Source organism: Streptomyces sp. NPDC006997 (assembly GCF_040635175.1).
Taxonomy (GTDB): Bacteria; Actinomycetota; Actinomycetes; order Streptomycetales; family Streptomycetaceae; genus Streptomyces.
This window is the reverse complement of record NZ_JBEYHH010000005.1, coordinates 83,314-103,792: the sequence shown is the minus strand read 5'-3', so window position 1 is coordinate 103,792 and position 20,479 is coordinate 83,314. Positions and strand designations below refer to the sequence as shown.

At 72.7% G+C, this 20,479-nt stretch carries 19 protein-coding genes; 10 read left to right on the top strand and 9 right to left on the bottom strand.

Annotation, left to right across the window (positions count from 1 at the left end):
- Positions 1-25: 25 nt before the first annotated feature.
- Positions 26-964 carry a DUF3048 domain-containing protein gene (locus ABZ659_RS06605; RefSeq protein WP_360214472.1) on the bottom strand — a complete coding sequence of 313 codons (939 nt, stop codon included), beginning with the start codon at positions 962-964 and terminating at the stop codon, positions 26-28.
- 322 nt (positions 965-1,286) lie between these two features.
- Between ABZ659_RS06605 and ABZ659_RS06600 the strand changes: the two genes are divergently transcribed.
- Positions 1,287-2,477, top strand: a complete 1,191-nt coding sequence (locus ABZ659_RS06600) for a zinc-dependent alcohol dehydrogenase (RefSeq protein WP_360214159.1) — start codon at positions 1,287-1,289, stop codon at positions 2,475-2,477.
- 51 nt (positions 2,478-2,528) lie between these two features.
- Here the strand turns inward: ABZ659_RS06600 and ABZ659_RS06595 are convergent, their stop codons facing one another.
- Complete coding sequence (locus tag ABZ659_RS06595) at positions 2,529-3,599, bottom strand: ATP-dependent DNA ligase (protein ID WP_360214157.1); 1,071 nt, start codon at positions 3,597-3,599, stop codon at positions 2,529-2,531.
- Between the two features lie 83 nt (positions 3,600-3,682).
- Between ABZ659_RS06595 and ABZ659_RS06590 the strand changes: the two genes are divergently transcribed.
- Positions 3,683-4,099, top strand: coding sequence for a PPOX class F420-dependent oxidoreductase (locus ABZ659_RS06590; protein ID WP_360214155.1), 417 nt, complete (start codon positions 3,683-3,685; stop codon positions 4,097-4,099).
- Between the two features lie 44 nt (positions 4,100-4,143).
- Positions 4,144-5,154 (top strand): non-homologous end-joining DNA ligase, encoded by a 1,011-nt coding sequence (gene ligD, locus ABZ659_RS06585; protein WP_360214153.1) that lies wholly within the window; start codon positions 4,144-4,146, stop codon positions 5,152-5,154.
- A 1-nt stretch (position 5,155) separates the two neighbouring features.
- Here the strand turns inward: ligD and ABZ659_RS06580 are convergent, their stop codons facing one another.
- Both ABZ659_RS06580 and ABZ659_RS06575 read right to left on the bottom strand, forming a co-directional pair.
- Positions 5,156-7,360, bottom strand: a complete 2,205-nt coding sequence (locus ABZ659_RS06580; RefSeq protein ID WP_360214151.1) for a family 16 glycoside hydrolase — start codon at positions 7,358-7,360, stop codon at positions 5,156-5,158.
- Positions 7,357-9,792 (bottom strand): ThuA domain-containing protein, encoded by a 2,436-nt coding sequence (locus ABZ659_RS06575; protein ID WP_360214470.1) that lies wholly within the window; start codon positions 9,790-9,792, stop codon positions 7,357-7,359. Before ABZ659_RS06575 ends, ABZ659_RS06580 begins: the two co-directional genes overlap by 4 nt.
- A 245-nt stretch (positions 9,793-10,037) precedes the next feature.
- On the opposite strand from ABZ659_RS06575, the gene ABZ659_RS06570 reads away from it, so the two are divergent.
- A complete protein-coding gene (locus ABZ659_RS06570) occupies positions 10,038-11,006 on the top strand; it encodes a multicopper oxidase domain-containing protein (protein WP_360214149.1) in 969 nt (322 codons plus the stop codon).
- A 102-nt stretch (positions 11,007-11,108) separates the two neighbouring features.
- Entirely contained in the window at positions 11,109-12,158 is a 1,050-nt protein-coding gene (locus ABZ659_RS06565; RefSeq protein ID WP_360214147.1) for a LacI family DNA-binding transcriptional regulator, read from the top strand.
- Between the two features lie 23 nt (positions 12,159-12,181).
- Here the strand turns inward: ABZ659_RS06565 and ABZ659_RS06560 are convergent, their stop codons facing one another.
- Complete coding sequence (locus ABZ659_RS06560; RefSeq protein WP_360214145.1) at positions 12,182-12,976, bottom strand: VOC family protein; 795 nt, start codon at positions 12,974-12,976, stop codon at positions 12,182-12,184.
- 229 nt (positions 12,977-13,205) lie between these two features.
- On the opposite strand from ABZ659_RS06560, the gene ABZ659_RS06555 reads away from it, so the two are divergent.
- A complete protein-coding gene (locus tag ABZ659_RS06555) occupies positions 13,206-13,448 on the top strand; it encodes a WhiB family transcriptional regulator (protein ID WP_360214143.1) in 243 nt (80 codons plus the stop codon).
- Between the two features lie 47 nt (positions 13,449-13,495).
- On the opposite strand, the gene ABZ659_RS06550 is transcribed toward ABZ659_RS06555, so the two are convergent.
- The 3 genes from ABZ659_RS06550 to ABZ659_RS06540 all read right to left on the bottom strand — a co-directional run bounded on the left by ABZ659_RS06550 (position 13,496) and on the right by ABZ659_RS06540 (position 17,161).
- The gene (locus tag ABZ659_RS06550) at positions 13,496-14,470 is read right to left on the bottom strand and encodes an acyl-ACP desaturase (protein WP_360214141.1); all 975 of its coding nucleotides are present in this window, start codon (positions 14,468-14,470) and stop codon (positions 13,496-13,498) included.
- Between the two features lie 190 nt (positions 14,471-14,660).
- Positions 14,661-15,437: a dimethylargininase gene (gene ddaH / locus ABZ659_RS06545; protein ID WP_360214139.1), complete on the bottom strand. Its 777-nt coding sequence runs from the start codon at positions 15,435-15,437 to the stop codon at positions 14,661-14,663.
- Between the two features lie 98 nt (positions 15,438-15,535).
- On the bottom strand, positions 15,536-17,161 hold the full coding sequence (locus ABZ659_RS06540) for an ABC-F family ATP-binding cassette domain-containing protein (protein ID WP_360214137.1): 1,626 nt from the start codon (positions 17,159-17,161) through the stop codon (positions 15,536-15,538).
- 383 nt (positions 17,162-17,544) lie between these two features.
- Between ABZ659_RS06540 and ABZ659_RS06535 the strand changes: the two genes are divergently transcribed.
- Positions 17,545-18,387, top strand: coding sequence for an isocitrate lyase/phosphoenolpyruvate mutase family protein (locus ABZ659_RS06535; protein WP_360214135.1), 843 nt, complete (start codon positions 17,545-17,547; stop codon positions 18,385-18,387).
- Here ABZ659_RS06535 and ABZ659_RS06530 read toward each other — a convergent pair.
- Positions 18,381-18,797: an SsgA family sporulation/cell division regulator gene (locus tag ABZ659_RS06530; protein WP_360214133.1), complete on the bottom strand. Its 417-nt coding sequence runs from the start codon at positions 18,795-18,797 to the stop codon at positions 18,381-18,383. The two genes, ABZ659_RS06535 and ABZ659_RS06530, sit on opposite strands and share 7 nt — an antisense overlap.
- A gap of 228 nt (positions 18,798-19,025) precedes the next feature.
- Between ABZ659_RS06530 and ABZ659_RS06525 the strand changes: the two genes are divergently transcribed.
- From ABZ659_RS06525 to ABZ659_RS06515, 3 genes are all read left to right on the top strand, one after another.
- Entirely contained in the window at positions 19,026-19,349 is a 324-nt protein-coding gene (locus tag ABZ659_RS06525; protein WP_360214131.1) for a plasmid stabilization protein, read from the top strand.
- Positions 19,350-19,382: 33 nt separating this feature from the next.
- On the top strand, positions 19,383-20,078 hold the full coding sequence (gene nfi / locus ABZ659_RS06520) for a deoxyribonuclease V (protein WP_360214129.1): 696 nt from the start codon (positions 19,383-19,385) through the stop codon (positions 20,076-20,078).
- 69 nt (positions 20,079-20,147) lie between these two features.
- Positions 20,148-20,294 carry a hypothetical protein gene (locus tag ABZ659_RS06515; RefSeq protein WP_360214127.1) on the top strand — a complete coding sequence of 49 codons (147 nt, stop codon included), beginning with the start codon at positions 20,148-20,150 and terminating at the stop codon, positions 20,292-20,294.
- The last annotated feature ends 185 nt before the right edge of the window (positions 20,295-20,479 follow it).

Genomic DNA, 20,479 nt, shown 5'->3' with positions numbered 1-20,479 from the left:
CGGCCCCGAACAGCCGTCCTGCGGCTCACTCCTTCACGAACAGCACCCACACCTGCCCGTCGGCGAAGTTCATCGGCGTGCCGTCCCCGGTGGTGAACCGGGTGCCGTCGGTGGCGACGTCCCGCTTCCAGTGGGCGTCGTAGACCTGCCCGTCGCGCAGTACCTCCGCCCGCCCCGAGCCGACCGTCTCGATGAACGGCGTGACGTTGCCGTTGGAGTCGTGGAAGTCGGAGGTGCGGATGTGCACGTGCTGCACCACCACCGTCGCGGGGGCCAGCCGCCGCCCCTCCGTGGACCTCGCCTCGGTGCCGTCCATCGCCACCAGCCAGCCGTCGCGCCGCTCGGACCAGGTGAACGTGAACGAGGCCGCCGGGAAGCGCACGGTGCGCGCGTTCTGGGGCGTGCCGCCGTCGGGCGCGGCGCCGTAGCGGAAGCCGGTGGTGGTCAGCGCCTCCCGGCCGGGCGCGGCGTCCAGCAGCCGGTCCGGGCGCAGATAGAGGTTGTGCGGGGCGGGACGGCCGGTGCCGCGGAAGTAGGCGTCCCGGGTCCGGCCGGGCGGCTCGGCCCGCAGCGGCGCCTCGTCGATCAGCGGCAGCAGCTTGCGCTGCGCCCCCGAGAAGGCGAGCGTCGGCCGGTGGAACTGGCGCAGCAGCTCCAGGTCGGACTCCCGGGCGCTGCGTACCGGTCCGACGACCTCCGGCAGCCGGGTGGCGTACACCGCGAGGAGTCGGCTCAGCCCGCCCTCGACCTGCTCGGCGTAGACGACGTCGGCGGCGTCGAGCCCGGTGTGCGGGCGGGCCTGACGGGCGTTGTCGATCTTCACCGCCAGCACCGCACCGGCATCGGACGGCGTCCGCGAGGGGGTCCGCGCGGAGGTGTGCGCCGGTGCCCGCCCGTCGTCGCGTTCGTCCCCGCCGCTGCCGCAGCCCGCCGTGAGGGACGCGGTCAGCGCGAGGGCGAGCAGCGTCCCCGCGCCGGCGGACCGCCGGCCGCACCGTGCCCGTCTCTTGCCGTGTTCCCCGAGTCGTGAACCGCGTCCAGAAGCCCGCCGTGTGCCCACCGCAGCCACCCGCCCTACCCTGTGCCATCAATTGTGCGCTTATAGGTGCATCGATTGCCATACCCGAACGCTTCCGACGGCTTCTGGCGGTCCATGAGGAATTCACCGTGAGGCGGCGGTCCCTACGCCGAACGGCGCACGCCCGGCGCCCGTGCATCGGCGCCGGACCGCCGGGGTACCCGGACGTCCCATGTGACCGACCATGTGACACGAGGGAGCGGGCGCGATGAAGGCAGTGACCTGGCAGGGCAAGCGCGACGTGCGGGTGGAGAACGTCCCCGATCCGCGCATCGAGGAACCGACCGACGCCGTCATCCGCGTCACCTCCACCGGGCTGTGCGGCTCCGACCTGCACCTGTACGAGGTGCTCACCCCGTTCATGACCCCCGGCGACATCCTCGGCCACGAACCCATGGGCATCGTCGAGGAGGTCGGCGCCGCGGTCCCCGACCTCCAGGCCGGGGACCGGGTGGTGGTGCCGTTCCAGATCGCCTGCGGCAACTGCTGGATGTGCCTGACCGGGCTGTTCACCCAGTGCGAGACCACCCAGGTCACCAGCGAGGGCATGGGCGCCGCCCTGTTCGGCTACACCCGGCTGTACGGCGCCGTCCCCGGCGGCCAGGCCGAGTACCTGCGGGTGCCGCAGGCCCAGTTCGGGCCGATCAAGGTGCCCGAGGGCCCGCCCGACGACCGCTTCGTCTACCTCTCCGACGTGCTGCCCACCGCCTGGCAGGCCGTCGCCTACGCCGACGTGCCGCAGGGCGGCAGCATCGCCGTGCTCGGCCTCGGCCCCATCGGCGACATGGCCTGCCGGATCGCGCGGCTGCGCGGCGCCGGGCGGGTGTTCGGCGTCGACCTGGTGCCCGAGCGGCTGGAGCGGGCGCGGGCGCGCGGCGTGGAGACGTACGACCTCAGGTCCTTCGACAAGGAGAAGGAGCTGGTCGCCGCCATCCAGGACGAGACCGACGGGCGGGGCCCGGACGCCGTCATCGACGCCGTCGGCACCGAGGCGCACGGCAGCGCCGCCGCCCGGCTGGCCCAGCAGGCGTCGTCGATGCTGCCCCGCGCGGTCAGCGGCAGGCTCGCCGAGCGGATCAGCGTCGACCGGCTCGCCGCCCTGTACCTCGCCATCGACCTGGTACGGCGCGGCGGCACGATCTCCCTGTCCGGCGTGTACGGCGGCACCGCCGACCCGCTGCCGATGCTCACCCTCTTCGACAAGCAGATCCAGCTGCGGATGGGCCAGGCCAACGTACGGCGCTGGAGCGACGACATCCTGCCCTACCTCACGGACGAGGACCCGCTGGGGGTGGAGGACTTCGCCACCCACCACGTCCCGCTCACCGACGCGCCGCACGCCTACGAGATGTTCCAGCGCAAGCAGGAGGGCGCGGTGAAGGTGCTCATGCGGCCGTGACCCAGCCGGTCCCGTGCGGCCGTGACCCAGCCGGTCCCGTGCGGCCGTGACTCAGCTGGTCCCGCCGAAGACCTCCGCCAGGTCGTAGCGCACCGGCTCCTCCAGCTGCCCGTAGGTGCAGCTCTCCGGGGTGCGGTCCGGGCGCCAGCGGCGGAACCGGGCCGTGTGCCGGAACCGCTGGCCGTTCTCCATGTGGTCGTAGGCCACCTCGGCCACCCGCTCGGGCCGCAGCGGCACCCACGACAGGTCCTTCCTGCCCGACCAGCGGCTCGGCGCGCCCGGCAGCCGGGCCGACTCGTGCGCCGCCTCGTCGGCCCAGGCCGCCCAGGGGTGGCCGGTCACGTCGGCCATCCGCAGCGGCTCCAGCTCCGCCACCAGCTCCCGGCGCCGCGCCATGGAGAAGGCCGCGGACACGCCGACGTGCTGGAGGGCGCCCCGGTCGTCGTACAGCCCGAGCAGCAGCGAGCCGACCACGGGGCCGGACTTGTGCAGGCGGTAGCCCGCGACGACCACGTCGGCGGTCCGCTCGTGCTTGATCTTGAACATGGCGCGTTCGTCCGGCCGGTAGCGCAGGGTGAGCGGTTTGGCGACCACACCGTCCAGGCCCGCGCCCTCGTACTGCTCGAACCACTCCCGGGCCACCTCGATGTCGGTCGTCGCGGGCGCCACGTGCACCGGCGCCGTGACCCCGTCCAGCGCCGTGACCAGCAGCGCCCGCCGCTCGCTGAGCGGCACGTCCAGCAGCGACGCGTCGGCCAGCGCCAGCAGGTCGAACGCCACGAACGAGGCCGGGGTGCGCTCCGCCAGCGTCCGCACCCGGGAGTCGGCCGGGTGGATCCGCTCGGTGAGCGCGTCGAAGTCCAGCCGCCCCTCCCGCGCGATCACGATCTCCCCGTCCAGCACGCACCGCGCCGGCACCCGCTCCCCGAGCGCCGCGACCAGCTCGGGAAAGTACCTGGTCAGCGTCTTGCCGGTCCGGCTGCCCAGCTCCACTTCCGCCCCGTCCCGGAACACGACCGCCCGGAACCCGTCCCACTTCGCCTCGTACTGCATCCCCGGCGGGATCCGCGCCACGGACTTGGCGAGCATCGGCTTGACCGGCGGCATCACGGGGAGGTCCATGACTCGACTCTGTGCGGCCGGGGAGCACCCCGCAAACCGTCGGGGCGGGTGACAGGGCACCCGGACCGTGCCTCCATGGAGACATGGACAGCAACGACGCCGCACTCGAACTCCGCGCCTTCGTGAAGCCGTACGCCGCCCTGCTGACCACCTACAAGAGGGATGGCACGGGCGTCGGCACCCCCGTCAACCTCGCCGTCGACGGTGACCACGGCTACTTCCGCACCCCCGGCACCGCGGGGAAGGTCAAACGCCTGCGCCACACCCAGGAGGTCACCCTCGCCCCCTGCACGGTCCGCGGACGGCCCACGGGCCCACCGGTCCGGGCCCGGGCCCGGCGGCTGACGCCGGGCAGCCCCGAGGACCGGCGCGCGGCCCGGCTGCTGCGCCGGGACCACCCCGTCCTGCAAGGGCTCGTGGTGCCGCTGGTCCACCGGCTGTGGCGGACCGGCACCGTGCACTACGAGATCCGCACGGTTACCGACAACCCGCCGACCTGACGGCCGGTATGCGAGGTCCGTCCCTTCCGCCTACCGTGGCTCGCATGGGTGAAGCGGTGGAACTGGAGGCCGACGGGCGGACCGTGCGGCTGTCCAACCCGGACAAGGTGTACTTCCCCGAGCCCGGCTACACCAAGCTGGACCTCGCCCGCTACTACCTCGCCGTCGGCCCCGGCATCCTGCGCGCCCTGCGCGACCGGCCCACCACCCTGGAGCGCTACCCGGACGGCGTGGGCGGCGAGTGGTTCTACCAGAAGCGGGCGCCCAAGGGGATGCCCGACTGGATCCCCACCGCGCACATCACCTTCCCCTCCGGCCGCAGCGCCGACGAGATGTGCCCGACCGAGGTCGGCGCGGTGGTGTGGGCCGCCCAGTACGGCACGCTGACCTTCCACCCCTGGCCGGTACGGCGGTCCGACGTCGACCGGCCCGACGAACTGCGCGTCGACCTCGACCCGCAGCCCGGCACCGACTTCGCTGACGCCGTCCACGCCGCCCTGGAACTGCGCGCCGTCCTCGACGAGTTCGGCGGACTGCGGGGCTGGCCCAAGACCTCCGGCGGACGCGGACTGCACGTCTTCGTGCCGATCGAACCGCGCTGGACCTTCACCCAGGTGCGGCGCGCCGCCATCGCCGTGGCCCGGGAACTGGAACGCCGGATGCCCGACCGGGTCACCACCAGGTGGTGGAAGGAGGAGCGCGGCGAGAAGATCTTCGTCGACTACAACCAGACCGCCCGGGACCGCACCATCGCCTCCGCCTACTCCGTACGGCCACGCCCGCACGCCCCCGTCTCCGCGCCCCTGCGCTGGGACGAGGTCCCCGACGCGCACCCCCGGGACTTCGACCTCAGGACCATGCCCGCGCGCTACGCCGAGGTCGGCGACGTGCACGCGGGCATGGACGAGCACCGCCACCGCCTGGACGCCCTGCTGGAGCTGGCGGCCCGGGACGAGCGCGAACACGGCCTCGGCGACCTGCCGTACCCGCCCGAGTACCCCAAGATGCCGGGGGAGCCCAAGCGGGTACAGCCGAGCCGGGCCCGGAAGGGCTGACCTACAGCTCCCTGATCCGGATGTCCCGGTACGAGATGACATCGGTCGTGCTGTGCACCTGGAGCCCGACGTAGCCGGAGGCGAACCGCCGTCCGTCGGTGCCGGGGTCGTCCGCGCGGGGCGGGGCGAACTCCTGGCCGCCGGTGTTGTCGAACTCGTTGATCAGCACACCGTTGCGGTAGACCGAGTAGTGCTGGTCGACCACCCGGATCTCGTAGTCGTTCCAGGTGCCCTTCTGGGTGACCCCGGCCCCGGCGAGACCCACCCGGTCGAAGCCGTAGACCGACCCGGTCTTGTACATGTCGCCGTCGGGCCGGTCGAAGACCTGCACCTCGTGCCCGTACTTGATGGCGGCCCACTCCGGCCGCGGCTCCTCGGGGTGGTCGAGGATCCACGGGAAGCGCACGAACACACCGGAGTTGGCGTTCCCGGTGCCGGGGGCGTCGTCCCGCCACTGGAGGCGCAGCGAGAAGTCGCCGTACTTGCGCTCCGGGAACCACAGCATCCCCAGGCCCGACTTCGTGGTGCCGCTGGTCATGGACCCGTCGGCGTTCAGCGCGAACGAACCGCCGCCCACGTGCTGCCAGCGGGCGAGACTCTCCGCGCTGCCGTCGAACAGCTTGCGGTAGCCCTCGGTCTGGCCGGGCTCGCCGATGCCGGACTGCCGGGCGGCCCGGTTGATCGCGCGGTACTCGCGCTGGTCGACGACGCCCTCGCGGAGCAGCCCGTCCAGCACCGACCTCACGTGCTTGAGGAACAGCGCGTGGGACGTCCACTCCTTCTCGTCCTCGATCAGCTCCCCGATCCGGCACCGGTTGTCGGTGACCCGGTTCGGCACGCCCGAGTCGACGGTGCCGACGAAGACCGTCAGCCGCTCGTCGTACTCCGGGCAGTGCGGCGGCGGGACCGGGCTCGACACGACGGTGAGGCTGAGGGTGCGGGCCGCGGCGGTGTTGCCCGCCTTGTCGGTGGCGCGGTAGGCGAGAATGTGGGCGCCCGCGCGGTCGACGACGACCGGGCCGCCGTAGGCGAGGTATGGTCCGCCGTCGAGCGAGTACTCGATCCGGTCGACGCCCGAGCCGCCCTCGTCGGTCGCCGTCACCGTGACCTCGGCGGCGCCGATGTACGCCCCGTCCGCGTTCCGTGAACCGGCCACCGTCACCCCGGTCACCGGCGGCGTGGTGTCCTCCACCGGCGCGGCGACGACCGTGAACTCCACGCTCTTCTCCGCGGCGGTGTTGCCCGCCTTGTCGGTCGCCCGGTACCGCACGGTGTGCGTGCCGACCTGGTGGACCATCACCGGCGCGGTGTACGGCTGCCAGGCGCCGGACGCGCCGATCGCGTACTCGACGCCGTTGACGCCGGAGCCGGTGTCCGAGGCGGAGACGGTGACCGTCGCCATGTCGACATACGTGCCGTCCGCGTTCCGCTCGCCGGTGACCGTCGCCGAGGTCTCCGGCGGGGTGGTGTCGTCGGTCGGCGGCGCGACGACCGTGAACCGCGCGCTCCGCTCGGCGGACACGTTGCCCGCCCGGTCGAGGGCGCGGTAGCGGACCGTGTGGTCACCGACCTGGTCGACGACGACCGGCGCGGTGTACGGCTGCCAGGCGGTCGCGTCGTCGACGGCGTACTCGATCCGGTCGACGCCCGAGCCGCCCGCCTCGTCGGTGGCCGTGACGGTGACGGTCGCGGAGCCGACGTACGCGCCGTCGGCGTTCCGCGCGCCGCCGACCTCCGCCGTGGCCTCGGGCGGGGTGGTGTCCTCGCCGCCGCCCTCGGACACCACCAGGATGCCCTGCATCTGGCCGTGGCCGGGGATCGTGCAGTGGTAGAAGTAGCGGCCCGGCGTGAGCGTGACCTCGGCGGTGTGCCGCCCGCCCTCGCCGTCGTCGGGGTTGGCCAGGATGTTCAGCTCGACGTCGCCGTTGAACTCGGGGTCGCTGGTGACGAACGTCAGCGTGTGCGGCATCCCCGTGGTGTTGCCGGTCGCCGCGCTGTTCTCGAAGACGATCGTCGCCGGACCCGCCACCGCCGTGGCGGGGACGGAGGCGTACCGGGTGATGTCGTCGTTCGCCGTCCAGGTGAGCACCTGGGCCGCCGTGGCCCCCGGTGCGGGCTCGCTGCCGACGGCGGGTGCCGTCTGGAGCCCCAGGATCGTCAGTACGGCCGCCAGCAGCGCCGTCCACACTCTTCGTCGCCGCGTCACCGCGTCGCCCCTCTCGCCAGCTGGTCGGCGGCGGGGGTCGGCCCGCCGCCGGTGTAGGTGACCCGCCACAGCGCGGACTTGGCGTCCGAGGTGAAGAAGCCGCGGCCGTAGTCGAGCACGTACAGGGCGCCGTCCGGACCGAACTTCCAGTCCATGAGGTTCTTGATGCCGTCGTTGCCGACCGGCACGATCCCCTTCAGCGTCTCCGAGTGCACCGGCAGCCCGCCGTCACCCTGGGTCCTCGGGTCCATGAGCACCGCGTTGCGCGGCTGGCCGGCGTCGTAGAAGTCACCGACGAACCACTTGCCGTCCCAGTACGCGGGCCACCTGACCGCGCTGTCCGCCGCCGTGTCGTCGTACCGGTAGACCGGCCCGTTCATCGCGGCCTGCCCGCCGCCCTTGAGCCACGGCAGCCGGTACGTCGCCTCGTCCTGCTGGTACGACGGCACACCGGACGCGTCGCGCGGGTAGTCGGGGCCGCCGCCCTGGGGCGAGTACCAGATGTTGTTGCCGGTGACCGGCGGCAAATTGACCAGGCCGTCGTTGTTCGGGGACTCGTTCTTCGGGTGGTCGCAGTCGTACCAGCCCAGCGGTTGGCTGGGATCGGGCAGGTTGCGGTCCCGGTAGGGCTGCTTGTTGCCCATGCAGTACGGCCAACCGCGGTTGCCCGCCTCGGTGATGGCGGCGAAGGTGTCGTACTTGGCCGGACCCCACACCGGCGACGGTGCCGAGGCGTCCGGGCCCACCCAGCCCGCGTACAGCACGTCGGTGCGCTGGTCGACGAAGATGCGCGCCGGGTTGCGCACGCCCATCACGTAGATCTCGCCGCGCGTCTTGCCGCCGCCCTCGTCGGTCTCCTCCCCGGTGAACAGGTTGCCCTCCGGGAGCGTGTAGGTCCCGTCCGGCTCCGGGTGGACGCGCAGGATCTTGCCGTTGAGGTTGTTGGTGTTCCCGGCGGTGCGGCGAGCGTCCGCGAAGGACACGCCCTTGAAGTGGGGCTGCGGGTTGTTGCCGGAGTAACCGCCGCTGAAGCCGCTGGAGTTGTTGTCGCCGGTCGCGATGTACAGGTTGCCCTTCGAGTCCCAGGTCATCCCGCCGCCCGCGTGGCAGCAGCTGTGGATCTGCACCGGCCACTGGAGCAGTACCTTCTCGCTGCCGAGGTCCAGTCTGTCGGTGGCCGGGTCGAGGGTGAACCGGGAGACGCGCCGCTGGGCCATGCGGGTGTCGCGGTCGATCTCCGAGTGCGGCGTGTAGTGCAGGTACACCCAGCCGTTGGCCTCGAAGTCCGGGTCCAGCTCGATGCCGAGGAGCCCCTCCTCGACCTTGACCAGTTCGTCGCCGCCGCCCTTGTTGCCGAACACCGTCAGCTCACCGGCGAGCGTGACCTGCCCGGTCCTCGGGTCGTAGACGTGGATCTGGCCCCTGCCCTTGCCGACGTCCGGGTCGTTCCAGTCGGTGACCACGGGCTGGGAGGCGTCGCCCCCGCCGCGGCCGATGTAGAAGACGCGGCCGTCGGGGGCGGTGACCAGGCCGTGCGGTTCGCCGATCTGGTCGCTCTGGCCGGGCTGGTTGGGCCGGGTGAGGCGCTCGGCCTGGTAGTTCCCGGCGATCGTGGCCTTGCAGTCGGCGCGGGCGATCCGGGTGGTCCACAGCAGCGCGCCGCGCAGATGGGCGCGGAAGTCCGTCTCGTCGTACGACGACACCGTGCCGCCCATGCCGGTGTAGAAGGACCGGCCGCCGTCGTAGTCCCGGCACCAGCTGACCGGGTGGTCCCACCCGTTGGCGCCGGACCCCGGCTGGTAGGTCGACTCCCGTACCCGGGCGACCGTGTGCACGTCGCCGGACGGGTTCTCGGTCCAGTTCAGCCACCGGTCCGGCCGCTTCCACTCCAGCGGCAGGTCCTTGGTGGCCGGGTGGAGCCGGTCGCCCACCTCGACGGTGGCGCGCCGCACGGCGCTGGGGGAGGAGGCCGCCGGGCGGGCGCCGATCAGCCCGGTGAACCAGTCCGAGTACGGCTCGGCACGGGCCGCGTCGTGCAGGCCGACGAAGCCGCCGCCCGCCTCCATGTACGCCTCAAGACCGGCCTCCTGCTCGGGGTCGAGGACGTCCCCGCCGCCGGTCAGGAACACGATCGAGTTGAAGCGGCCGAGCCTCCTCTCGTCGGTGAAGACGGAGGCGTCGTCGGTGGCGACGACCCTGAAGCGCTCGTTGGCCGGTCCGGTGAGCCCGATCCGTTCGATCGCCTCGATCCCGGCGTTCACCAGGGGGGACTCCTCGCCGGGGGCGGCGGAGCCGTAGAAGATCAGCACCCGTACGTTCGCGCCGCCCGGGGGCGACTTCACGGACATCGTTGTCAGCGTCGGCTCGGGCGCCGGACGCGCGCTCGCGGCGGAGCCGGTGAGCAGCCCCGCGGTGACGAACCCGGCGGTCAGGACAGCCGTCAGCAGCCGTCTTCCGCGGGTCGATCGGTTGGCGTTTCCTGGCCGTTGGTGCGAAGTGGACCGCATGTGGTCACTCACCCCTCGTCGGTCACAGCGACAGCGCCATGGAAGCTAGACCTCTTTGCTCGGTTCGCCAAGAGCTACGACCGGAACAGAACAAACTTTGTCCTGGGTGTGGATAAACGCGTTCCGTGCGGTTACGGTCACACCACCCGTACTGGAGTGGGGAGTTCACCATGGACAGACGTGGGTTCAACCGTCGGGTACTACTGGGTGGCGCGGCCGTGGCGACATCGTTGTCCATGGCCCCGGAGGCGGTCGGCGCCGCCGCCCGGCCGGTCCGCACCGCACCGGCCGGTGGCGAGGTCCGGCACCTGAGGCTCTACATGGAACAGCTCGCCGACGGCCGGTTGGGCTACGGCCTGGAGAAGGGCAAGGCGACCGTGCCCGGCCCGCTGATCGAACTGAACGAGGGCGACACCCTGCACGTCGAGGTGGAGAACACCCTCGACGTGGCCGCCAGCCTCCATGTGCACGGCCTGGACTACGAGATCTCCAGCGACGGCACCAAGCAGAACCACAGCCACGTCGAACCCGGCGGCACCCGCACATACACCTGGCGCACCCACGCCCCCGGCCGCCGCAAGGACGGCACCTGGCGGCCCGGCAGCGCGGGGTACTGGCACTACCACGACCATGTCGTCGGCACCGAACACGGCACCGGCGGCATCCGCAAGGGCCTCTACGGCGCGGTGATCGTCCGCCGCAAGGACGACGTCCTGCCCGACCGGACCCACACGATCGTCTTCAACGACATGACGGTCAACAACCGTGCCCCGCACACCGGTCCGGACTTCGAGGCCACCGTGGGCGACCGGGTGGAGTTCGTGGTGATCACGCACGGCGAGTTCTACCACACGTTCCACATGCACGGTCACCGCTGGGCGGACAACCGCACCGGCCTGCTCACCGGCCCCGAGGACCCCAGCGCCGTCATCGACAACAAGATCGTGGGCCCCGCCGACTCCTTCGGCTTCCAGGTGATCGCGGGCGAGGGGGTGGGCGCCGGGGCGTGGATGTACCACTGCCATGTGCAGAGCCACGCCGACATGGGGATGGTGGGCCTGTTCCTGGTGAGGAAGGCGGACGGCACGATCCCGGGCTACGAACCGCACGATCCCGGCGCGGGGCATGAGGGGCATTAGCGGGGTATGAGGGGCATTAAGGGGGCCCCGTCGTAGAGCGCTCCCCCTCCCCACCTGCCCGCGGCTATCCTGATCCGCAGCCGCGCAGGAGGAGTGCTCGAAGTGACCGAGGCAGTGTCGCGCCCCACCCTGGAAGCGGTCGCCGCGCGTGCGGGTGTCTCCCGGGCCACCGTCTCCCGCGTCGTCAACGGCGGCGACGGGGTGCGCACGGCCCTCGCCGAGCGGGTCCGGCGGGCGGTGGAGGAACTCGGCTACGTCCCCAACCAGGCCGCCCGCACCCTCGTCACCCGGCGCCACGACGCCGTCGCCGTCGTCATCGCCGAACCGGAGACCCGGGTCTTCGCCGACCCCTTCTTCGCCCGCCAGCTGCGCGGCATCAGCAAGGAGCTGACCGCCCACGACAACCAGCTCGTGCTGCTGCTCACCGAGGGCCGCGACGACCACGCCCGCGTCGGCCGCTACCTCGCCGGTGGCCATGTCGACGGGGCGCTGGTGTTCTCGCTGCACCTCGACGACCCGCTGCCCGGCCTGATCCGGGGCGCCGGGGTGCCGACCGTGTTCGGCGGGCGGCCCGGCTGGGGCGAGGGCGCCGATCCCCACGCCCCGTCGGCGGTCTTCGTCGACAGTGACAACCGGGGCGGCGCCCGGGACGCCGTACGCCACCTCGTGGACCTCGGCCGCACCCGGGTCGCGCACATCGCCGGGGCGCTGGACCAGACGTCGGCGGTGGACCGGCTGGACGGCTACCGGGACGTCATGGTCGACGCCGACCCCGCGCTGGTGGTCGAGGGCGACTTCACCCCGTCCGGTGGGGAGCGGGCGATGCGGGAACTCCTGGACCGCCGCCCCGACGTGGACGCCGTCTTCGCCGCCAACGACCTCACCGCCTCCGGCGCCCTGCGGGTGCTGCGCGAGCGGGGGCGCCGGGTGCCCGAGGACGTCGCGGTGATCGGCTTCGACGACATGGTCCCCGTCGCGGAGCAGACCGACCCGCCGCTCACCACGATCCGCCAGGACATAGAGGGCATGGGGCGCCTGATGGCCCGTCTGCTGCTGCACCGCCTGGACCGCCGCCCCGACGGCGACGCGGCCCACCTCCCGCCGACCAGCGTGGTCCTGCCCACCACCCTGGTCCGCCGCGCCTCGGCCTGAGGCGCCCGCGGTCGCCGCCCCGGTCAGCCGCCGGCCTGCGGCAGGCTCTTCAGTACGGCGAACCGGGCGCCGTACGGGTCCGCCAGTTTGGCCATCCGGCCGACGTCCGGCACGTCCGTGGGCCCCGCCCGGAGCGTGCCGCCCAGTTCCTGTGCCCTGGCGACCGCCGCGTCCGTGTCGACGACCTCGAAGTACGGCAGCCAGTACGGCGGGGAGTCCGCCTCCGCGGGGTCGTCGGTCAGCGGGACCAGACCGCCGAACAGCCCCTCGTCACCCACCCCGGCCGGGGCGACGCAGGTGTAGACGCCGCCCGGGAAGGCGAGCGAGGTGGTCTCCCAGCCGAGCGCGGCGTTGAAGAAACCGGCGGCTGCCGCGATGTCCGGCGAGTACAGCTCCAGCCAGCACAGCGCGCCGGGGACCTCGAAGACGTCCAGGCCGCTCAGCCGCCCCGGCTGCCAGATGCCGAACGGCACGCCCGCGCGGTCGGCGAGGACGGCCATGTGGCCCTGCCCCGGCACGTCCATCGGCGGGGTCAGCACGGTGCCGTGCGCCTGCTCGACCGCCTTGGCGGTGGCCTCCGCGTCGGGGCTGTGGAAGTACACCGTCCAGGACGGCGGGCCCTGCTCCGGGTCGGTGGGCATCCCGGCGGCGACGGTGCGGCCGTCGAGCTGGAAGAAGCCGTACCTCCCGGCCTCCGGCCCCGCGGGGCGGAACCGCCAGCCGAAGAGGCCGCCGTAGAAGTCGACGGCGCCGTCCAGGTCGGGAGCCCCGACGTCGAGCCAGTTCGGCGCGCCGCCGACGAAACGGGTGGTGATCATGCCCGCCCTCCTCGCACGAGACCCACTGCCTCCACTGCCGAGTCTCGCACTCCCCACCGACAACCGCGCCACCGCTCCGGGGCGCGCCAGATCCGCCCGCGCTCCTCCGCGCGCCGCCGTGCGCGGAGGAGTACGGGCGGTCATCATCGGGGCGGTCGGAGGAGGCCCGGCGCCGGGCGTTGAGCGGACGTTGATGGAACGTTTTTCGCCGGTGGGCACACTCTCGGCCATGCACACCGAAACGACCCGCCCGGCCCGCACCGCCTGGGAACAGGCCCTGTGCGCGCAGACCGGGGCGGACTTCTTCTTTCCCGAGCCGGGCAGCTCGGTCCGTGAGGCCAAGCGCATCTGCGGCATGTGCGAGGTGCGCGCGGCCTGCCTGGAGTACGCCCTCGCCCACGACGAACGCTTCGGCGTCTGGGGCGGCCTCTCCGAGAAGGAACGCCTGCACCTGAGGCGCACCCCGCGCTGACGCACCGCCCCGGCGTGTCGGTCGGGCGCGTCCGTCGGGCGTGTCGGTCAGGCGCTCGCGCGGGCCGCCATCCGCGCCTTGCGCGCCGCCAGCTTCTCGTCGAACTTGGCGGCCTCGGCGTCCAGCCCGCCCATGAACAGGCCCAGCTCCTCCTGCGCCTTGAGGCCCTCCGGGCCCAGCCCGTCGATCTCCATGACCCTCAGGAAGCGCAGCACGGGCTGGAGCACGTCGTCGTGGTGGATGCGCAGGTTGTAGACCTCGCCGATGGCCATCTGGGCCGCCGCCCGCTCGAAGCCGGGAATGCCGTGACCGGGCATCCGGAAACCGACGACGACATCGCGGACGGCCTGCATGGTGAGGTCGGGGGCGAGTTCGAACGCCGCCTTCAGCAGGTTGCGGTAGAACACCATGTGCAGGTTCTCGTCGGTCGCGATGCGCGACAGCATCCGGTCGCAGACCGGGTCGCCCGACTGGTGCCCGGTGTTGCGGTGGGAGATGCGGGTGGCCAGCTCCTGGAAGGCGACGTAGGCGACCGAGTGCAGCATCGAGTGCCGGTGGTCGTGCTCGAAGCCCTCGCTCATGTGGGCCATGCGGAACTGCTCCAGCTTGTCCGGGTCCACCGCGCGGGAGGTGAGCAGGTAGTCCCGCATGACGATGCCGTGGCGGCCCTCCTCGGCGGTCCAGCGGTGCACCCAGGTGCCCCAGGCGCCGTCGCGGCCGAAGAGGGAGGCGATCTCGTGGTGGTAGCTGGGGAGGTTGTCCTCCGTCAGCAGGTTCACGACGAGCGCGATCCGGCCGATCTCGGTGACCTTGGACTGCTCCTTCTCCCAGGACTCGCCGTCCTCGAAGAACCCGGGGAAGTTACGGCCGTCGGTCCACGGCACGTACTCGTGCGGCATCCAGTCCTTGGCGATCTTCAGATGCCGGTTCAGTTCGGTCTCGACCACTTCCTCCAGCGCGTACAGCAGCTTGGCGTCGGTCCAGACGGACGGGCTGCCGAGATGGGGGGAGGTGATCGTCACGGGTACTCCAGGGGGACGGGGCGCTGAACGGGGACGTTCCGGCCGTGGGTAGCCGGGAACCTACGGAATCGTAGGCTACGAATCCGTAGGTTACGAAGCCGTAGGTTAAGAACGCCGTAAAGACCTCTGTTCATCCGAGCCCGAGTGTGCCCAAGGGCGTGCGGTCAGGTGTGCGGTTTCAGGTGTGTGGTCAGGTGTGCAGGTCCCGCAGCCGCACCGACAGACAGGTCACGCACCCCTCCAGCTTCTCGAACTCGCTGATGTCCACGACGACCGGCTCGTACCCGAGGTCCGCGAACAGCTCCGCGGTCTTCGGCGCGCTCGCCGCCATCAGCAGCCGGTCGCCGCCGAGGAGCACCACGTGGGCGCCGGACTCCTCGGGGACCGGCAGGAACCGGCCGAACAGCGACGGCGTGTCCGTCAGCGGCACATGGCCGACGACCGTCCCGTCCGGCAGCGCCGTGACCGCCGACTTCAGGTGCAGCACCCTGCTCACCGGCACGCCGACCACCCGCGCGCCCAGCGGCGCGAAGGCGGCCCGCAGCTGCCGTACCCCGGCGGCGTTGGTGCGCCCGCCGCGGCCGACGTACACGGTGTCGCCGATCTTCAGCACGTCGCCGCCGTCCAGGGTGCCCGGCTCCCAGACCCAGTTGACCGAGCAGCCGAGCCCGGCCACCACCTCCTCCACCCCGGCGGTCTCGTCCCGGCGGGACTCGGCGCCGGAGCGGGCGATCAGCGCGACGTTGCGGAACATGACCACCGTGTCCTCGACGAACACGGAGTCCGGGCAGTCGTCGGCCGGGGGCACCTCGACGGTCTCCCAGCCGTGGGCGCGCAGCGCGTCGACGTACGCCTCCCACTGCCGGAGCGCCAGCTCGGTGTCGACCGGCGCCCGTTCGACGTGCGTCACCAGCCCCTCGGCGAGACGTGGACCGGGGCGGCGGACGAGGGCCTTCTTGCTGGGCACTGGGGTCTCCCTGGGAAGGTGGGGGCTGTCACCGGCGTACCGCATCCGCGCCGCGCGTCGAAGGCGACGCGCCCCCCTTCACACCACTTTCCCGCCCGTCACCCCCCGACCGCCAACGCCTCCGGTGTGGTCCGCGTGAGCGTGCCGTCCAGCAGCAGCCAGCGGGTGATGCCGACGGACTCCAGGAACGGCAGGTCGTGGCTGGCCACGAGCAGCGCGCCCTCGTACGACTCCAGGGCCGAGGTGAGCTGCCGCACGCTCGCCATGTCCAGGTTGTTCGTCGGTTCGTCCAGCATCAGCAGCTGGGGCGCCGGTTCCGCCAGCATCAGCGCCGCCAGCGCCGCCCGGAAGCGCTCGCCGCCGGAGAGCGTCGCCGCCCGCTGGTCGGCGCGGGCGCCCCGGAACAGGAAGCGGGCCAGCCGCGCCCGGATCTGGTTGTTGGTGGCACCCGGCGCGAACCGGGCCACGTTCTCCGCGACGCTCAGCTCCCCGTCCAGGACGTCGAGCCGCTGGGGCAGGAACCGCAGCGGCACGTGCGCCGTCGCCTCGCCCGCCACCGGCGCCAGCTCCCCGGCGATGGTCCGCAGCAGCGTCGTCTTGCCCGCGCCGTTGCGGCCGACCAGCGCGATCCGCTCCGGGCCGTGCACGTCGAGACCGCCGTCGATCCGTGCGCCGTACGCCAGTTCCAGCCCGCGCAGGGTCAGCACGGTGCGGCCCGGCGGTACGGCCGTGTACGGCAGGTCGACGCGGATCTCGTCGTCGTCCCGTACCGCCTCCGCGGCCTCGTCGAGGCGTTCCCTTGCCTCGGCGAGCTTCTCCTCGTGCATGATGCGGTGCTTGCCCGCGGACACCTGGGCGGAGCGCTTCCTGAGCTTCATCACCGCCCTCGGCTCCCGCTTGTTCTCGTACATCTTGTTGGCGTAGCGGGTCCGCTTGGCCAGCTTGCCGTGCGCCTCGACGAGCTCCTGCTTCTGCCTGCGCAGATCGGCCTCCGCGACCCGCACCATCCGCTCGGCCGCCTCCTGCTCGACGGCGAGCGCCTCCTCGTACGCCGAGTAGTTGCCGCCGTACCAGGAGATCTCGCCGGAGCGCAGGTCCGCGATCTGGTCGACCAGTTCCAGCAGGTCCCGGTCGTGGCTGACCACGACCAGCACGCCCGGCCAGGACGCCACCGCCGCGTACAGCCGCTTGCGGGCGTAGACGTCCAGGTTGTTGGTGGGTTCGTCGAGGAGCAGGACGTCCGGGCGGCGCAGCAGCAGCGCGGCCAGCCGCAGCAGCACCGACTCGCCGCCCGAGACCTCACCGACCGTGCGGTCCAGGTCGATGTGGCCGAGGCCCAGCTCACCGAGGGTGGCGAGGGCGCGTTCCTCCACGTCCCAGTCGTCGCCGACGGTCTCGAAGTGCCCGGTCGCCGCGTCGCCGGCCTCGATGGCGTGCAGGGCGGCCCGGCGCGCGGCGATGCCGAGCGCCTCGTCGACCCGCAGGGCGGTGTCGAGGGTGACGTTCTGCGGCAGGTAGCCGACCTCGCCCGCGACGCGGACGGTGCCGTCGACGGGGGTGAGGTCACCGGCTACGAGCCTCAGGAGGGTGGACTTCCCCGAGCCGTTGACGCCGATGAGGCCGGTGCGGCCGGGCCCGAAGGTGGTGTCGAGGCCGTCGAAGACGGCGGTGCCGTCGGGCCAGCCGAAGGCGAGGGACGTGACGGTGATGGAAGGGATGGACATGCGGCCTCCGCGGTCGCTCGAAGCGTCGGGTCGGTGAGGGGCGAACGCGTGTCGAGACACCTGCGGCCGACGGGCCGGGAACGAGGATGCCGTGGGCGGGAAAGCCCTGTGCCCGAGAATCCGAGCGCCCGGAAGGCGGAACGGACGGAACGGACTGGACGGACGGCTCGTACGCCGAGGTCGCACGCTGCGCACACCCCACCCCGGGGTGTCACGCGGTGTCTCAGGACCTCAGACGAGCAACGTCCTTCTCCCATCGGCGGCAACAGAACGCTCCCGACCGTACGAACGGCCTCCGGGCCCTGTCAACGGATTAACGCCGCCGCACGTCCCCGTCGGATTCCTGCGAGCCAAACCCGTTCCCGCCTGGTTGAGTCGGCGGCATGACGACCGACGACACCACCCGCACGCCGCACGACCGCGCCGTGGCCTTCCGCGCCCTGCACGTTCCCGGACGGCCCCTGGTCCTGCCCAACGCCTGGGACCTCGCCAGCGCCCGGATCGTCGCCGACGCGGGCGCCGCGGCCGTGGCCACCACCAGCGCCGGGCTCGCCTGGGCCCTGGGCGCGGCGGACGGCGACCGGCTGGGGCGGGACGCGGCACTCGGCGCGGTCGCGGTGATCGCCGCCGGGGTGCGCCTGCCGGTGAGCGCCGACATCGAGAGCGGCTACGCCCGGGACCCGGAGGGCGTCGCCGACACCGTCCGCGCGGTGCTCGCGGCGGGCGCGGTGGGCGTCAACATCGAGGACGCGTCGCACGAGCCGGGCCGGGGACCGCTGCGCCCGCTCACCGAGCAGGCCGAGCGGATCGCCGCCGCGCGCGGGGCGGCCGACGCGGCGGGCGTGCCGCTGTTCGTCAACGCCCGCGTCGACACTTTCCTGCGCGGCGCCGGGGGAGTGGACGACACCCTGGAGCGGGCCGCCGCCTACCTCGCCGCGGGCGCCGACGGCATCTTCGTCCCCGGCACCGTCGACCCGGGAACGGTGAAACTGCTCGCGGACGGCGTGGACGCCCCCCTGAACGTGCTGGTCGGTCCCGGCGCACCCCCGGTCAGCGAACTCGCCGCCCTCGGCGTCGCCCGCGTCAGCGCCGGTTCGGCCATCGCCCAGGCCACCCACGCCCTGATCCGCCGCGCCGCACGGGAGCTCCTGGGCACGGGGACGTACGACACGCTGACCGGGGGGACCGGGTACGCGGAGCTGAACGCCCTGCTGGGCTCTCAGTAGGCGTCCCGCATCAGCTCCGCCAGGCCGTCGTCCAGGTCGAGTTGGAGGTGTTCGAGGCCGAGGGGGACCAGCTCCGCGGTCGTCGCCAGGAACTGGCGTACGTCGCCGGAGTGCAGGTGGACCACCGCGGTGCCCTCCGGGGCGTGGAACTCCAGGACGGTGCGGTCGAAACCGTAGGGCCGCACCCGGACGTCGCCGTGGCCCTCGGCGTCGTGCAGACCGGCCGCCAGCAGCTCGCGGGCGAAGGTCCAGCGCACCTCCACGCCCTCCAGGGTGGCCTGCGCGGGGAAGGTCATACGGACCGCGAACGGGTCCCGGTCGTCGTAGCTCAGGGTCGCGGGGATGTTCTGCATCCGTGGTGCCGCGGCCACGAGGCGGGCCTCGACGGGCTGCTCAATGACGGTGGACAACGCCTTGCTCCCTTGTGACGGCGGGACGACGGGACGGCTTCCGGGTACGGCCCGGCATGGGTTGAGACGTCGGAATCCGTCAATCCGTGCACCCTGGGCGAGTGACCTACGTCACTGTCCTCAATCACGGCCGTGACGGAATGTTCGGCCGGGCCCGCCCGGGACCCGTGTGGCGTTCACCGGCGAGACGGGTACCCGGGCCGCGCAGCCGAGAGGAAGTGAGTGGACATGCCACGCGGTTCCGGCTCCAAGCGGGAGCGCCAGTACGAGCACATCAAGGAGAGCGCGCGGGACCGGGGCGAGAGCCCGGGGCGCGCCAAGGAGATCGCGGCACGCACGGTGAACAAGGAACGCGCCCGCTCCGGCGAGTCGAAGACCGCCAGCCGCACCTCCACGCAGGACATGTCGTCCGGCCAGCGCGGCGGCCAGCGGTCCGGCCAGGGCTCCCAGGGGCCCACCCGGGACCAGCTGTACGAGGAGGCCAAGCGGCGCGACATCCACGGCCGTTCGGACATGAACAAGGAGCAGCTGCGGCGGGCGCTGGGCAAGTAGGCCGGTGCACGGACGCGTACGCTCGGCACCACCATGACGACCGTACGCGTTCCCGCGGGCTGGCCCGCGACCGAGCAGCAGGCCCGCGCCGTCCAGGACGAGTTGCGCGCGCGGGTGGTCCACGACGAGCCGGGGCCACCGCCCGGGACGGGGTACGTCACCGGCGTCGACGTCGCCTACGACGACGAACGGGACGTCGTCGCCGCGGCGGCCGTCGTGCTGGACGCCGCGAGTCTCGACACCGTCGCCGAGGCGACTGCGGTGGGGCGCGTCTCCTTCCCGTACGTGCCGGGTCTGCTGGCCTTCCGGGAGATTCCCACCGTGCTGGCCGCCCTGGAGGCGCTGCGCCACCCGCCGGGCCTCGTCGTCTGCGACGGCTACGGACTCGCCCACCCGCGCCGCTTCGGCCTCGCCAGCCACCTCGGGGTGCTCACCGGGCTGCCCACGGTCGGCGTCGCCAAGAACCCGTTCACCTTCACCCACGAGGAACCGGCCCATCCGCGCGGGTCGTCGTCCCCGCTGCTCGCGGGTGAGGAGGAGGTGGGGCGGGCGCTGCGCACCCGGGATGGGGTGAAGCCGGTGTTCGTCTCGGTCGGCCACCGGGTCGGGCTGGACACCGCCTGCGCCCACGTCCTGCGGCTCACCCCGCGTTACCGCCTCCCGGAGACCACCCGCCGCGCGGACGCGCTGTGCCGCCGGGCGCTGCGGGAGGCGACCCTCACCTCCTGAGTACCTGCCGTCCTACCTGAGTAGGAGTACGGATGCCCAGGGGCCTCGCCCGCCCGAGAAGCTGGCCCCATGACGACACACCGTGCCCCCAAGCCCCTGTCCGACCCCCACCGCCCCGTCGAGCGCGCCGTGGTGCTCGGTCTGGCGGTGGCGGTGCTCGCGGGCGTCGGGTGGATCGGCGGGATGATCTACACGCTGCTGAGCTGGCCGCTGTGAGACGGGGGCGGGTCCGCGGTGAGTGTTCGGCGTGCCGACGGCGACGATCCCGGCGCGGGCGTGCGGCGCGCCGACGGTGATCCTGCGGCCTGCGGCCTGCGGCCTGCGGCCTGCGGCCTGCGGCCTGCGGCCTGCGGCCTGCGGCCTGCGGCCTGCGGCCTGCGGCCTGCGGCCTGCGGCCTGCG

What these genes read in the sequence shown, in the direction of transcription:
- ABZ659_RS06600 (WP_360214159.1), top strand. Translation starts at nt 1,287, where the DNA reads ATGAAGGCAGTGACCTGGCAGGGCAAGCGCGACGTGCGGGTGGAGAAC.
- ABZ659_RS06525 (WP_360214131.1), top strand. Translation starts at nt 19,026, where the DNA reads ATGCCACGCGGTTCCGGCTCCAAGCGGGAGCGCCAGTACGAGCACATC.
- ABZ659_RS06555 (WP_360214143.1), top strand. Translation starts at nt 13,206, where the DNA reads ATGCACACCGAAACGACCCGCCCGGCCCGCACCGCCTGGGAACAGGCC.
- ABZ659_RS06560 (WP_360214145.1), bottom strand. Translation starts at nt 12,976, where the DNA reads ATGATCACCACCCGTTTCGTCGGCGGCGCGCCGAACTGGCTCGACGTC.
- ABZ659_RS06540 (WP_360214137.1), bottom strand. Translation starts at nt 17,161, where the DNA reads ATGTCCATCCCTTCCATCACCGTCACGTCCCTCGCCTTCGGCTGGCCC.
- ABZ659_RS06590 (WP_360214155.1), top strand. Translation starts at nt 3,683, where the DNA reads ATGGACAGCAACGACGCCGCACTCGAACTCCGCGCCTTCGTGAAGCCG.
- ABZ659_RS06570 (WP_360214149.1), top strand. Translation starts at nt 10,038, where the DNA reads ATGGACAGACGTGGGTTCAACCGTCGGGTACTACTGGGTGGCGCGGCC.
- ABZ659_RS06535 (WP_360214135.1), top strand. Translation starts at nt 17,545, where the DNA reads ATGACGACCGACGACACCACCCGCACGCCGCACGACCGCGCCGTGGCC.
- ligD (WP_360214153.1), top strand. Translation starts at nt 4,144, where the DNA reads ATGGGTGAAGCGGTGGAACTGGAGGCCGACGGGCGGACCGTGCGGCTG.
- nfi (WP_360214129.1), top strand. Translation starts at nt 19,383, where the DNA reads ATGACGACCGTACGCGTTCCCGCGGGCTGGCCCGCGACCGAGCAGCAG.
- ABZ659_RS06515 (WP_360214127.1), top strand. Translation starts at nt 20,148, where the DNA reads ATGACGACACACCGTGCCCCCAAGCCCCTGTCCGACCCCCACCGCCCC.
- ABZ659_RS06595 (WP_360214157.1), bottom strand. Translation starts at nt 3,599, where the DNA reads ATGGACCTCCCCGTGATGCCGCCGGTCAAGCCGATGCTCGCCAAGTCC.